Origin of the sequence: Undibacterium sp. Di24W (genome assembly GCF_049340325.1) — a bacterium.
Lineage (GTDB): Bacteria > Pseudomonadota > Gammaproteobacteria > Burkholderiales > Burkholderiaceae_D > Undibacterium.
Genome location: NZ_JBMPOP010000013.1, coordinates 23,061 through 36,290, shown reverse-complemented (window position 1 = coordinate 36,290; position 13,230 = coordinate 23,061). Strand labels below are relative to the sequence as shown.

Sequence of the window (13,230 nt, the reverse complement as noted above, 5' to 3'; positions counted from 1 at the left end):
TTGCTAGGATTTAACGTAAGCTAGTATGAGTGTCTTCTAAATAGCGGTTTTTAAAAGAAAAAATGGGTTTTGGAACGATTTAAATTGTTTTTTATTTGCAATTTAAGCTTGAAATTAGTGATAAAATTGCAAATAAAATATTATTTTTTGAGGGGATATCCTTGGCTTTAGATCTTGCATCATTGCTCGGAAAAAAGAATCCGCCCTTGGTGGGCTTGGATATCAGTACGTCCGACGTCAAGCTGGTGGAGCTTTCTCGTTCTGGCGAAAAAGGTTTCAAATTAGAACGCTGTGCTACCGAGCCTTTACCTAAAGGCGCAGTGGTTGACGGCAATATTGAAAATCTGGAACAGGTTTCAGAAGCGATTCTGAAGGTATTGAAGCGCGCTGGTACTGGGACTAAAAATGTTGCATTGGCCATGCCTGCTTCTTCCGTCATTACAAAAAAAATGATGTTGTCTGGCAATATGAATGAGCAAGCACTGGAATTGCAAGTTGAGTCTGAGGCGAGTCAATATATTCCATTTGCGATGGATGAGGTAAGCATTGATTTCTGTGTAATTGGCCCGAGTGCTAATTCTGAAGAAGATGTTGATGTTTTATTGGCAGCATCGCGTAAAGAGAAAATCGAAGACCGAGTGGCTGCAGCACAAGCGGCTGGCTTACAAGCAAAGGTTATGGATATTGAATCCTATGCGGCGCGTTCTGCTGTGGAGCGCTTGATCGAGCAGCAAGCGAATGGCGGACAAGATCAAATTTATGCCTTATTTCAAATTGGCTCGAAAGTGACTTATATCTCGATATTGTTAAATGGGGAAGTCGTATATGAGCGTGACCAACAATTTGGCGGTAATCAATTAACGCAAGATATTGTTCGTAATTATGGTCTTTCGTTTGATGAAGCTGAAGCAAAAAAGCGCCAGGGAGATTTACCGGACAGTTATGAAATGGAGCTGTTAGAGCCTTTCCTAGAAAATGCTGCGTTAGAAGTTACTCGAGCCATACAATTCTTCTTCACATCCACGCCTTACACCCGTATTGATCAAATTTTCTTGGGAGGCGGCTGCGCGATGTTGCCTGGTTTGGTGGATATAGTGGCCGAACGGACTAAATTATCTACTTCCGTAATTACTCCCTTTAAGGGCATGGATTTAGGATCCAATGTTAACGAAAAATCTCTGCGTAATGATGCGCCATCATACTTGGTCGCATGTGGATTGGCGATGCGGAGGTTCGGCTAATGATTAAGATTAATTTACTTCCGCACAGGGAAGAAAAGCGCAAAGAACTTAAAAATAAGTTTTACACGTTGATGGCTTTTGCAGCTTTGATTGCTGCCGTGATCTTGATTTTGGGTGGGCTCTATTTCTCAGCTCAAGTATCGTCTCAGAATGAACGGAATGCTTTTATCACCAAAGAAAATCTTGAATTGGATGAGAAGATTAAAGAAGTTGCCACCTTAAAGCAGGAAATTGACGCTTTGAAAGCTAGGCAGGAAGCGGTAGAGGATTTACAAAGTGACCGAAATCAACCCGTTTTCATGATGAATGAATTGGTTAAGCTTTCGCCAGAGGGTTTGTACTTGACCTTAATTAAACAAGATGGACAAAGAATTTCCATCAAAGGCTATGCTCAGTCCCACGCGGTGGTTGGTAGCTTTATGAATGAATTGAATGCATCCCAATGGATGTCAAAACCAGAAATTATTCAAAACAAGGCTACAGTTATAGGTAAAGACCGCGACGCTAAACGTGTTATTGAGTTTGATATGAACGTCGGTATACGTCGACCACGCGAGTTGGAAGCTGCTGCAGCAAGTTCTGCAGCGTCGTCTAAGGCGACTAGTGCGGCGAGTAAAAAACCATAATAGAGAAGAATATGGCAAATTTTAAGGAAACTATTGAGTCTATAGAATCGCAGTTTCGCGACCTCAATGGCTTGCATCCCGGATTGTGGCCAACCGCGCCGCGCATGATGGCAGCAGGTGCTCTGTTGTTGTTGGTACTTGTGGGAGGGTGGTTTTTTTATTGGGACCCGCAAATTGAAGCCATTGATCGTGGACAACAGGAAGAGCAGAAGCTCAAAGATACTTACAAGGCAAAATTGCAGCAGTCTATAAGTCTGGAAGCACTAAAGGAACAGAAAAAGCTGGTTGATCAATATGTTTTGCGTATGGAAAAACAGTTGCCAAGCAGTGCCGAAATGGGAGCCTTGCTTGATGATATCAACTCAGCTGCTAATGGGCGTGGGCTTAGTTTTGATTTGTTTAAACCAGGTACTGTTGTCGTGAAAGATTACTATGCGGAACTACCGATTGATATTCAAATGATTGCTAATTATAACGAATTAGGACGATTTGTTAGCGATATTGCAAAATTGCCGCGTATTACTACTTTAAATAATCTGACTTTCTCAGTGAGTAAAGATGCTAAGAAACCTGGAATTGTGCTTGATGGCATTGCCAAGACCTATCGCTATTTAGATCCAGATGAAGTTTCGACTCAGCAGGAATTGAAGAAAAAAGAAAAAGAGAAAGGAGCGAAGAAATGAGATTGATTAAAGCGCTTAGCTCTTTTTTGATGCTATTGGTATTGACCGCTTGCGGCGATAATGGTGTTGGTGAGTTGAAGGTTTGGATGGATCAAGTAAAGAAAGAGACGCAAGTAAGGGTCAAGCCCGTGCCGGAACCAAAATTATTTGTTCCAGTTTCATATGAGCAAGGAGGTCTGATTGACCCGTTTGATGCCAGTAAGTTAATGGTGGTGTTTGCCCGATTGAAGGCTGCGAATGATAATGGACTGAAACCGAATTTTGATCGCCCTAAAGAAGCCTTAGAGGGATATCCATTAGAAGCTATGAAGATGGTTGGTACTTTTGATAATCGCAAGGCATTTCAGGCCTTGATACAAGTCGGTAAGGCCGTTTTTCCAGCCACCTTGGGCGCTTATATAGGACAAAATTTTGGTAAAATTGTAAGTATTACTGACACCAAGATAGATATAGTCGAGACGGTCCAGGATGCGACAGGTGAATGGACTGAACGAAAAGCAAGCTTAGAATTGCAAGAGGCGAAAAGATGAACGCATTGATAAATAAAAGCACGAGGAGCGCCATGCGCATTAAGTTTCTTTTTCTGGGTCTGGCATTGATTTGTCAATCCGTGTTTGCTCAAAATGATAACTCAATTGATTCCATTACCGCCAATCAACAAGGTGCTAATGTGGTCGTCAAAATTAATCTCAAAAAGCCAATTGAAAAAAATCCAATTGCATTCTCTATTGCTAATCCTGCGCGTATTTCTCTGGACTTTGCAAATACCAGCAATGCGACAGGAAAAACAGCGATTGATATTGGATTAGGTGAAGTTCGCAACCTCAATTTGATCGAAGTGCCCGGACGTTCACGCTTGGTATTTAACTTAAATAGATCTTTAAACTATGCAACTTTGGTTGAAGGCAATTCATTAATTGTTACTATTGATGGCTCAGGAGGATTGGCAACACCAGTGAATTCTGTCGGATTGCCTGTCGTTGACAAAGCTGCGCAGTCTGTGGGTAAACAAAGTATTCGTGATATCGATTTTCGTCGTGGTGTCGCTGGTGAAGGTCGCGTGATAATTGATCTGCCCAGCAATCAAATTGCAGTTGATCCGAAACTGCAAGGCCAAAAAATTGTTGTTGATTTATTTAATGTGAATTTGCCTGAAATTCTAAAGCGCAATTTAGATGTGTCCGATTATGGGTCTCCGATCCAGAAAGTTAGCACAGAACGAAAAGGTGAAAACGTCCGTATGACGATTGAGCCTAAAGGTTTGTGGGAACATAGCGTGTATCAAAGCGATACGCAATTGGTGATAGAGGTTAAGCCTATTAAAGAAGACCCAAATAAGTTGACCCAAGGAACTCAGGGGTACAAAGGCGAGCGTTTCGGTATGAACTTCCAAGATGTGGATGTACGTGCAGCTCTGCAAATTATTGCTGAGCAAGGCGGCGTCAACATCATTGCGACGGATTCTGTAGTCGGCAACTTGACTTTACGTTTGATTGATACACCGTGGGATCAAGCGTTGGAAATTGTCATGCAGATCAAAGATTTGGATATGCGAAAAAATGGCAATGTGATTTTAATTGGGCCTAAAGAAGAACTGCAGACCAAAGAAAAACTTGAATTAGAACGCAAAGCACAAATCGCCGAGCTTGAGCCTCTAAAAACAGAGGCCTTTCAATTGAAGTATCAAAAAGCAGAAAATCTACAAAAGTTATTTCTCGGTGAAACACCAGCAAATCGTATGCTGTCAAAGCGTGGCAGTGCATCACCTGAACCCAGAACCAATCAGTTGTTCATCACGGATGTCAATTCTAAGCTGGAAGAAATTCGCAAGTTGATCCAGAAAATAGACGTTGCAACTAAACAAGTTGTCATTGAAGCTCGAATCGTTGAAGCAGACAATAAATTTAGTAAAAATCTTGGTGCTAAACTCGGTTTTGCAGATATGCGTGGATTTAGAGGCGGTGACGTTGGTTTCGGTGTGTCTGGCAATCAGAGAGCTGCCATTACGGGAAATTATTTAGGTGTAGGCGAACAAACTGGGCAGGCGAAAGTGACTGAGAAAAGCTTTGTACCTAATACCCAATTTATTAATTTGCCGGCAGCGGGTCTTGGCGGTTTGGATGCAGGCAGTTTTGCAGTGAGTTTGTTTTCTGCTGCCGCAAATCGTTTCCTCAATTTAGAGTTGTCCGCATTAGAAGCGGATGGTGAAGGTAAGATTATTTCTAGTCCTCGTGTAGTAACAGCAGACCAAACACCAGCACACATTGAGCAAGGTCAAGAAATTCCCTATCAAGTGTCTACCTTTAGCGGTGCGACTTCGATTTTCTTTAGAAAGGCGACTTTGAGTCTCGATGTTACGCCACAGATTACGCCCGACGGTACGATTATTTTGGCTGTGGATGTCCACAAAGACAGCCGTGGAGAGGAGACTCGCGGTGGCCCAGTAATTAACACTAAACAAGTCAAAACCAATGTATTAGTTGAAAATGGTGGGACTGTCGTGCTGGGTGGTATTTATACGCAAGAGGAGCGTAATGACGTTACCAAGATACCTTTCCTAGGTGATATCCCGCTGTTTGGGAATCTTTTCAAGACGAGCGGCAAGACAAATAATAAAACCGAATTGTTGATTTTTATTACGCCAAAAGTTCAGTTAACAGGTAGTTTCGCAAATCAGTAAACCATAGGACAGCACTTAGTTTGCGGGCTAAGTAGGTTGGTCCCTTGTTTCAATTTATATTTAATAGGTGTTCCATGATGAAGTATATTCGCGCAGTTCTAGCAATCACCACATTTGCCTTGCTATCTGCCTGTGGCGGCGGTGGCGGTTCAGCTGGTAACACTAGCGGGAAAGCATTGTTTACCACGGCAGCTGAGAAGTTGACTATCGTTTCAGGGCAAGTACAAACCTATAATGTTGGTGGAGGTATTCCTGCTTATACGGCAACAAGTAACACTGGTGCAATCACCGCTAGTATTAAAGGAACGACATTAACGATTACTGGTGTCGGAAGTGGAAGCGCAACAGTGACAGTCACTGACGCAGCAGGAGCTTTTGTCAAAATAGATGTAATTGCTGGCACGGGTACAGATTTCTTTATCACAGCGCCAGAAACGCTGACGTTAGGTATTGGGCTAACAAGTTCAACCTTTTCTGCTGGTGGTGGCTCTGGAATCTATCAGGCATCCAGTGGAAACAGGCAAGTGGTTACGGTCACTCAAAACGGTAACCAATTCTATTTAACCGGTGTTTCCGCTGGTAAGACGACAGTTGTTGTTGCTGATTCTGGTGGGATAACAAAAAAAATCGAAGTGACGATTGGTACTGGTCTTAGTCTTTTCACAACGGCCGCTAGTGATGTGAATGTCGCCATTGGTGCTGCTTCTGTTTATACAGTGGGCGGTGGAAATGGTTCTTACAGTGTCGCAAGTAGCAATGTTTCAGTGGCAACTGTATCGATTACTGGGGATAAACTGACCATCACAGGAAAAACAGCTGGTAATTCAACAATCGTAGTTAGAGATGCTACGAATGGTGTGGTTGAAATAAAAGTTGTAGTCGGCTCTAATCTTGATTTATTTACAACTGCGCCTGCGCAAATACGTGTCGCAATTGGTGTTTCTAGCCCCGAATTTACAATTTCCGGCGGCAATCAAGTTTATTCGATTGTGAGTGGAAATCCTCAAGTTGCTACAGTCGGTATTAACGAAAACAAATTTATCGTTCGTGGTGTTGCCAATGGTGTCACGACCATTACTGTCAAGGATGGAGTTGGTAAGACGGTCACATTTGATGTTGTGGTAGGTTCGATTGTTGATTTTTATACTACAGCGCCAAGAACGATTACGATACCAGTAAGCGGAACTGGTGCATATGTCCTCGGTGGAGGAACCGCGCCTTACACAGCAACCAGCAGCAATGCCTCTTTGGTTACAACTTCAGTGTCAGGCTCTAACCTCGTGATTTCGGGGGTAACTGGCGGTATCGCCAATGTCCTGCTCAGAGACGCGAACGGAACAGTAATAAGTCTCGTTGTGAATGTAGGTAACGGCGGTGTTAACAATCCATTTTATGTTTCTGCACCAGGGACATTGAATATTGCGACCGGCGCATCCCCTTCTTATCTCGTGGCTGGCGGTACAGGTCCATACACGGCGGCTAGTAGTAATTTAGCGATTGCAAATCCGACAATTGCGGGCGGTACTCTCACAATTACTGGCGTTGCACCTGGAACCGCAAATATCGTGGTTAAAGACGCTTTGGGCACTCCAGTAACGATTGTTGTGACTGTTGGAACAGGTGGCGTTGCGGTTCAGTTTTATACTAGTGCCCCATCGACGTTTAATTTAGCAACGGGCGCCTCACCAACTTTCTTGTTAGGTGGCGGGAGTTCTCCTTATGTGGCGACCAGTTCTGACGTCAAGGTCGCTACGGTATCCGTGACAGGCTCGGTATTAACCGTTACAGGCGTGGGGCCAGGAACTGCAACACTGTCCTTATTCGATAATGTCGGAGCGAAACTGACCGTGACGACAAATGTTTTGGGTGCAACTAGTCCAACATTGATCGTTTCTCCAATAGCAACAGATAGTTATCCAGGCGACGTCCTTTACTTCCGTGTTGATGGAGGAACCGCACCTTATTCCGTCATTTCGACAAACAATGCCATCGCCAGCATAACGTCCGGTTCTGTACTTGCTAGTGCGGGTACCATCACTGTATTTTCTGCAAAGGCGGGTAAAACCCAAGTGGTGGTCGCAGATGCAAATGGATTGTCACAGACGATTAATATAACGATTGCGGCGACAATTCCTCAGGTCTTGAGATTCACGCCTGCCGCATGGAGTATCAATGAAACGAATGGTGCCACCATACCGCTTGTAATCTCCGGCGGAAATGGTCCTTTCCAAGTATTTACGGATACTCCATTGCTGTCTGCAGTCAGCGGAACCAGTCCTGATGCGACTAACCCATTAACTTTTACTGGACGTACTGTCAACGTGAGTACAGGTACACAAGGGAATCGGTGTGTTGCTGCGGACACAGTCGTTACCTTGACGGTGAAAGACGCATTAAATAATTCCGCTACCAGTGTAATGACTATTGTCAACATTCCTGCTGGTTGTCCATAGCGTGGAAATGTAGAACTAGCAACAATGGCCGCGCCATCTTGATTCGGCGGTTTTTTAAAGTTTAATTTGGCGGTAAAGTCCTTTGTGAAAGAAAATATATTTTTAGTAGGTCTGATGGGCTCTGGCAAAACAACGGTTGGCAGAGCCCTCGCAAAAAAACTTAATAAGCGATTTGTGGATTCTGATCATGAGATAGAGGCGCGTACTGGCGTCGCTATCTCAGTGATTTTCGAAATTGAAGGCGAGGCTAGTTTCCGTCAGCGCGAGGCTGATGTGATTCGTGACCTTTGCCAACAAGATGGCATCGTGCTGGCCACAGGTGGCGGTGCGATTCTTAATCCTCAAAGTCGTGCCCTTCTTCATACACGTGGAACGGTGGTTTACTTGAAAGCCGGTATCAGCAGTATTTTGCATAGAACCCGGCATGACAAAAAACGACCGTTGTTACGTACCGCAGATCCCCGTAAAAAATTAGAAGAGCTTGAGCAGCAACGCGATCCCTTGTATCGAGAGGTGGCACATATGGTCATTGAGACTGGGCAGCCACAATTACAGACCTTGGTGCAGACGATTATTGAAAAAATGCCCGCGGAATCGCTCGCATCTGCCAGCCCAGATGACGTGACGCAGCAAGTAGCAAAACAGCTTCATCCGACAGCCAAAACAAAGTCAAATATGGAATTTGAATCAGCGCAAGCACAAACCTTGAACGTGGATTTAGGCGAGCGTGCTTATCCGATTACCGTAGGTCAAAATCTCCTTTCGAATTCCAGCTTGTTGCAAGAGCGAATTAAGGGGCATCGCGTGGTGATTGTGACCAATACCGTGGTCGCGCCCCTCTATTTAGACTCCTTGAAAAAACAACTAAGTCTGCTCGGAAAACAGGTTGAGGCTATCGTACTTCCCGACGGGGAAGAACATAAAACCTGGGAAAGCTTGATGCTGGTGTTTGACGGATTGTTGGCGAAAAAATGTGACCGTAAAACCACTTTGTTAGCATTGGGTGGTGGCGTGATTGGCGATATGACGGGCTTCGCTGCTTCGGCCTACATGCGCGGCATTCCTTTTGTACAGATCCCGACAACCTTGCTGGCACAGGTTGATTCTTCGGTCGGTGGTAAGACAGGTATCAATCACCCGCTCGGCAAAAATATGATAGGTGCTTTCTATCAGCCGCAAGCTGTGATCGCAGATACGTGTAGCTTAAATACCTTACCTGATCGCGAGCTATCCGCTGGTTTGGCCGAAGTGATTAAACACGGCGCGATTATCGACCTAGCGTTCTTCGATTGGATAGAAGCAAATATCGAAAAGCTACGAGCCAAAGATCCTGCAGCATTGGCTTATGCGGTGTTGCGCTCCTGCGAAATTAAAGCCAATGTTGTTCGCCAGGATGAGCGCGAAGGTGGCTTGCGTGCTATTTTGAATTTTGGACATACCTTCGGACATGCGATTGAGTCTGGACTTGGTTATGGCAAATGGTTGCACGGCGAGGCAGTCGGTTGTGGTATGGTCATGGCGGCCGACTTGTCCTATCGGCTTGGTTATCTCGACTATGTGAGTAAGGTACGCATTAGTAAATTGGTCGAGACTGCAGGATTGCCGACAATTGCACCTGATTTGGGTGAGCAAGTATGGGTGGACCTGATGGAAGTTGATAAGAAAAATGAAGGCGGTCAAATCAAATTCATTCTGCTTAAACCATTGGGGCAGAGTATCATCACGCAAGTTCCACAAGCCACATTGTTGGCAACACTTAGCGCCTGTATTTTGTCTACCTGATGTCTGCATAAAATCACCGAGGATAGTATGTTCACCGATACGCATCTAGCCCCTTACGCTGCACAATCTGCGCAAACTAAAGGGCGGCGTTTCATAGAACCTAGTCCTGGCACTCGATCCGAATTTCAACGCGATAGAGACCGCATTATTCATAGTGCGGCGTTTCGTCGCCTTGAATATAAGACACAGGTCTTCGTTAACCATGAGGGCGACCTGTTTCGTACACGTCTAACACATAGTATTGAAGTCGCCCAAATCGCGCGTTCTATCGCTAGAAATTTGCGTTTGAATGAAGATCTGGTGGAAGCGATTTCTTTAGCGCACGATTTAGGTCACACACCTTTTGGCCACGCCGGGCAGGATGCTTTGAATGCCTGCATGAAAGACTATGGGGGCTTTGAACATAACCTACAAAGTCTGCGAGTCGTCGATACATTAGAAGAGCGTTACGCCAGCTTCGAAGGTCTGAATTTAACATTCGAAGCGCGCGAAGGCATACTCAAGCATTGCTCGCTAAATAATGCCAGAGAGCTGGGGGAATTGGGTCAACGCTTCATTAATAAGACGCAACCGAGCCTTGAAGCACAGCTCACCAATCTGGCAGACGAGATTGCCTACAATAATCACGATATTGATGATGGCCTGCGCTCTGGTTTGCTGACTGAAGTGCAGTTGATGGAAGTCGATTGCTACGCCCGTTTTCGTCGTGAAGTTGATGATACATATCCTGGTATAGGCGGTCGGCGTGCTATTTCAGAGACGATACGACGCATGATCAATATGTTGATTAGTGACCTAACCCAAACCGCACTACGACGTATTCGTGAGGCAACACCGAAGTCTATTGATGATGTGCGTGCACTGCCCGCCATGATGGCGTTTTCAGATGCTACCTATCAAGACGCCAAGTCGCTGAAACAGTTTTTATACGAGCACCTATATCGGCATTATTTGGTGAATCGTATGAGTCATAAAGCCAAAAATACAGTACGGGAATTGTTTGAAGTGATGATGGCTCAGACTAATTTAGTGCCGCCTGATTATCGTGTACAAGTCTCGTCAGATAATGAGCAAACAACGTTTCTGCAAGCGCGTCGCATAGCCGACTATATCGCGGGAATGACGGATCGTTTTGCGATTCGTGAACATAAACGTTTATTTTTGATAGAAGAAGTTTGACGCTAGGTTTTCGACTATATAACGTGAGAATTCTTGTTAGTACTTAAAGATACAAGTTGATTAATTGTAAGGACATAAAATGAAAACGTGGATAAAACATAGTGCGAGCGTGATCGTCGTGGCGTGCGTAACTTTACAAGCACAAGCTGCAGATTTGAGTAAGCTTAGCAACCAAGATGCGAATGCTGGTTTAAAGGCCGCATTGGAAACGGGTGCGAATGCAGCCCTACAAAAGCTCGGCGTCGCTGATGGTTTTTTAGGGAACGACAAAGTAAAAATCCCGCTTCCATCAATGCTAGAAAAAGCTCGTCCTTTGTTGAAGTTAAGTGGACAAAGTAAGCAGCTAGATGAACTAGTCGTTGCCATGAATCGTGCAGCGGAATCTGCCGTTCCTATGGCAAAACCCTTGTTGATGGATGCAGTAAAGAGCATGTCGGTCACCGATGCAAAAAATATTTTGAGTGGTGGTGATACGTCGGTAACGAATTTTTTCCGTGAAAAAACCTCGGTGTCTTTAAGTGCTAAATTTTTACCTTTGGTTAAAAATGTGACCGATAAAGTAGGATTGTCGACCAAGTACAATGCCGTTATGGGCAAAGCTCAAAAATTAGGTGCGGTGCCAGAGAAAGAAGCGACCGTAGAATCCTATGTCAGCAACCGTGCGGTTGATGCACTCTATACGATGATAGCGGAAGAAGAAAAAGCGATACGCCAAGATCCTTTGGCTGCTGGCAGTAAGATTATTGGTAAAGTATTTGGCTTGCTGAAATAATTTGTCAAGCATTTAAAAAAGCCGAAAGATGTTCGTACATCTTTCGGCTTTTTTTCGTCGAAAAATTGGTACTCTTTTACGGCAAATGCGCCAATGGATGGGCGTAGCTTGGCCATACTTCGACAAAAAATTGGGCGATCATTTCTTGCTTAACTTCGGCAATAGTTGGTGGCGACCATAATGGCGAATTGTCTTTGTCTACCACCAAGGCTCGCACACCCTCCAGTACCTCACCATGTTTGAAACAATGACGTACCATAGTGCGTTCTAGACGCAAGCAATCAGCAACGGACTTTGATTTGCAGCGTCGTAATTGTTCTAAAGTAACCGCCATCAATAGCGGTGAACGTTTGTTCATAATAGCCAGTGTTTTTTCTGCAAATTCTGTTTCGTCGCTGGCAAGTGTGGCGCAAATATTGTGTAAATTATTACCAGTGAAATGTTGGTCGATCTTCGTTCGATCATTTGCAAGTTGACATTGAGCATGCGCTATTTCATGCTCAAATTGCGCGGAGAAACGACGAATCGCAACACGTAAATCTGCTTCTGTGTTGTGCTTAATTAAATCCATTAAAGCTGGAATTTGTACGGTCGGAATATAGACATCGGCTAAATTGGCATAGATCGCATCGGCAGCCTGAATTATTTCCCCAGTGAGTCCTAAATACGTACCAATCTCTCCCGGCGTTTGATTGAGAAAGTAACCGCCGCCCACGTCGGGAAATAATCCAATATTTACCTCTGGCATCGCCATTTTGGTACGTTCAGTGACGATGCGCAAACGACTGGCTGTACCTGATTGTGCGATACCCATGCCACCGCCCATGACTACGCCGTTCATCAAAGCGATATAGGGTTTTGGATAGAAATGAATTAAATGATTCAGTGCATATTCTTCGGTGAAAAAATCTTCGAGTAGTGCGCTGTCACCCTTAGGCGTTAATGTGCCAACATCGTAGAAGAAACGAATATCGCCACCAGCACAAAAAGCTTTCTCGCTACTACTGTGAATGAATACAGCATGAATTTCGGGGTCGTTATGCCAAGCGCGTAAAGTGGCGGTTAGTCCACGAACCATTTCTAAGGACAAGGAATTTAGTGCTTTGGGGCGATCTAAAGTGATGATGCCAACATGATTGTGGATTTCTGTCAGGACGTGGGAGCTCATTTTTATCTGTCGAAAATTGTCATATGAGAATTCTACCTTAGGGCATCAGACATAGATGGAAAAAATGGCTTGCAATGTAACTGTAATAGTTTTTCTTCACGTTTCAATGGACATAAAAAAGGACGCTAAAAAGCGTCCTAGGGATCATCGAATTGATGATTCAGTATTCTAAATTAATCTAATTGTGTAGAGGCAGGGTCAGGAATATGTTTGATCGCATCATGTTGATGGTCTTGAATTTTATCCTTGTGTTTGATGACCTGACGATCGAGTTTGTCAATTAAGGTGTCGATGGCAGCATACAAATCGTGCGCCAGACTTTCTACATGTATATCTTTACCGCTAAGGTGTAAATTAATGTCAGCTTTGTGGCGTTTGTCCTTTTCCCGGAGCTTATCAACCGTCAGGATGACGGCGATATCAATGACTTGATCGAAGTGTCGTCTTACCCGCTCTAGCTTGCTTTGTACATATTCACGAATTGCAGGAGTAACTTCGACGTGGTGTCCACTGATGGTGAGATTCATACTACGCTCCTATGGTGATATTGTTTTATTTGCTTCTAAGTTGCCAGTCATTACGATCGCTCATTGGCAGAAATTTGTTTTGAGCTAAATCATATATAACGATAGAAAACAATATTTCA

The 13,230-nt window shown here is 44.2% G+C and carries 11 protein-coding genes; 9 read left to right on the top strand and 2 right to left on the bottom strand.

Going from position 1 to position 13,230, the window contains the following annotated elements; genetic code table 11:
* Positions 1 to 161 precede the first annotated feature (161 nt).
* The 9 genes from ACO0KZ_RS20135 (at position 162) to ACO0KZ_RS20095 (ending at position 11,416) form a co-directional block, all read left to right on the top strand.
* Positions 162 to 1,241: a pilus assembly protein PilM gene (locus ACO0KZ_RS20135; RefSeq protein ID WP_422998555.1), complete on the top strand. Its 1,080-nt coding sequence runs from the start codon at positions 162 to 164 to the stop codon at positions 1,239 to 1,241.
* Positions 1,241 to 1,867, top strand: a complete 627-nt coding sequence (locus ACO0KZ_RS20130; protein WP_422998553.1) for a PilN domain-containing protein — start codon at positions 1,241 to 1,243, stop codon at positions 1,865 to 1,867. Before ACO0KZ_RS20135 ends, ACO0KZ_RS20130 begins: the two co-directional genes overlap by 1 nt.
* 104 nt (positions 1,868 to 1,971) lie before the next feature.
* Positions 1,972 to 2,550, top strand: a complete 579-nt coding sequence (locus ACO0KZ_RS20125; protein ID WP_422998551.1) for a type 4a pilus biogenesis protein PilO — start codon at positions 1,972 to 1,974, stop codon at positions 2,548 to 2,550.
* Complete coding sequence (locus ACO0KZ_RS20120; protein WP_422998549.1) at positions 2,547 to 3,080, top strand: pilus assembly protein PilP; 534 nt, start codon at positions 2,547 to 2,549, stop codon at positions 3,078 to 3,080. The genes ACO0KZ_RS20125 and ACO0KZ_RS20120 overlap by 4 nt, the downstream gene beginning before the upstream one ends.
* 32 nt (positions 3,081 to 3,112) lie before the next feature.
* Positions 3,113 to 5,230: a type IV pilus secretin PilQ gene (gene pilQ, locus ACO0KZ_RS20115; RefSeq protein WP_422998547.1), complete on the top strand. Its 2,118-nt coding sequence runs from the start codon at positions 3,113 to 3,115 to the stop codon at positions 5,228 to 5,230.
* A gap of 74 nt (positions 5,231 to 5,304) precedes the next feature.
* On the top strand, positions 5,305 to 7,683 hold the full coding sequence (locus ACO0KZ_RS20110; protein WP_422998545.1) for a beta strand repeat-containing protein: 2,379 nt from the start codon (positions 5,305 to 5,307) through the stop codon (positions 7,681 to 7,683).
* 84 nt (positions 7,684 to 7,767) lie between these two features.
* Positions 7,768 to 9,465, top strand: a complete 1,698-nt coding sequence (gene aroKB, locus ACO0KZ_RS20105) for a bifunctional shikimate kinase/3-dehydroquinate synthase AroKB (protein ID WP_422998543.1) — start codon at positions 7,768 to 7,770, stop codon at positions 9,463 to 9,465.
* A gap of 27 nt (positions 9,466 to 9,492) precedes the next feature.
* Positions 9,493 to 10,644 (top strand): deoxyguanosinetriphosphate triphosphohydrolase, encoded by a 1,152-nt coding sequence (locus ACO0KZ_RS20100; protein WP_422998541.1) that lies wholly within the window; start codon positions 9,493 to 9,495, stop codon positions 10,642 to 10,644.
* A gap of 79 nt (positions 10,645 to 10,723) precedes the next feature.
* Complete coding sequence (locus tag ACO0KZ_RS20095) at positions 10,724 to 11,416, top strand: DUF4197 domain-containing protein (protein WP_422998539.1); 693 nt, start codon at positions 10,724 to 10,726, stop codon at positions 11,414 to 11,416.
* Positions 11,417 to 11,492: 76 nt separating this feature from the next.
* Here ACO0KZ_RS20095 and ACO0KZ_RS20090 read toward each other — a convergent pair whose 3' ends face one another.
* Together ACO0KZ_RS20090 and hpf are read right to left on the bottom strand one after the other, a co-directional pair.
* Positions 11,493 to 12,584 carry an enoyl-CoA hydratase/isomerase family protein gene (locus tag ACO0KZ_RS20090; RefSeq protein WP_422998537.1) on the bottom strand — a complete coding sequence of 364 codons (1,092 nt, stop codon included), beginning with the start codon at positions 12,582 to 12,584 and terminating at the stop codon, positions 11,493 to 11,495.
* A gap of 173 nt (positions 12,585 to 12,757) precedes the next feature.
* Complete coding sequence (hpf, locus tag ACO0KZ_RS20085; protein WP_422998535.1) at positions 12,758 to 13,111, bottom strand: ribosome hibernation-promoting factor, HPF/YfiA family; 354 nt, start codon at positions 13,109 to 13,111, stop codon at positions 12,758 to 12,760.
* Positions 13,112 to 13,230 lie beyond the last annotated feature (119 nt).

What these genes read in the sequence shown, in the direction of transcription:
- ACO0KZ_RS20130 (WP_422998553.1), top strand. Translation starts at nt 1,241, where the DNA reads ATGATTAAGATTAATTTACTTCCGCACAGGGAAGAAAAGCGCAAAGAA.
- ACO0KZ_RS20125 (WP_422998551.1), top strand. Translation starts at nt 1,972, where the DNA reads ATGATGGCAGCAGGTGCTCTGTTGTTGTTGGTACTTGTGGGAGGGTGG.
- ACO0KZ_RS20120 (WP_422998549.1), top strand. Translation starts at nt 2,547, where the DNA reads ATGAGATTGATTAAAGCGCTTAGCTCTTTTTTGATGCTATTGGTATTG.
- pilQ (WP_422998547.1), top strand. Translation starts at nt 3,113, where the DNA reads ATGCGCATTAAGTTTCTTTTTCTGGGTCTGGCATTGATTTGTCAATCC.
- ACO0KZ_RS20110 (WP_422998545.1), top strand. Translation starts at nt 5,305, where the DNA reads ATGATGAAGTATATTCGCGCAGTTCTAGCAATCACCACATTTGCCTTG.
- ACO0KZ_RS20100 (WP_422998541.1), top strand. Translation starts at nt 9,493, where the DNA reads ATGTTCACCGATACGCATCTAGCCCCTTACGCTGCACAATCTGCGCAA.
- ACO0KZ_RS20095 (WP_422998539.1), top strand. Translation starts at nt 10,724, where the DNA reads ATGAAAACGTGGATAAAACATAGTGCGAGCGTGATCGTCGTGGCGTGC.
- ACO0KZ_RS20090 (WP_422998537.1), bottom strand. Translation starts at nt 12,584, where the DNA reads ATGAGCTCCCACGTCCTGACAGAAATCCACAATCATGTTGGCATCATC.
- hpf (WP_422998535.1), bottom strand. Translation starts at nt 13,111, where the DNA reads ATGAATCTCACCATCAGTGGACACCACGTCGAAGTTACTCCTGCAATT.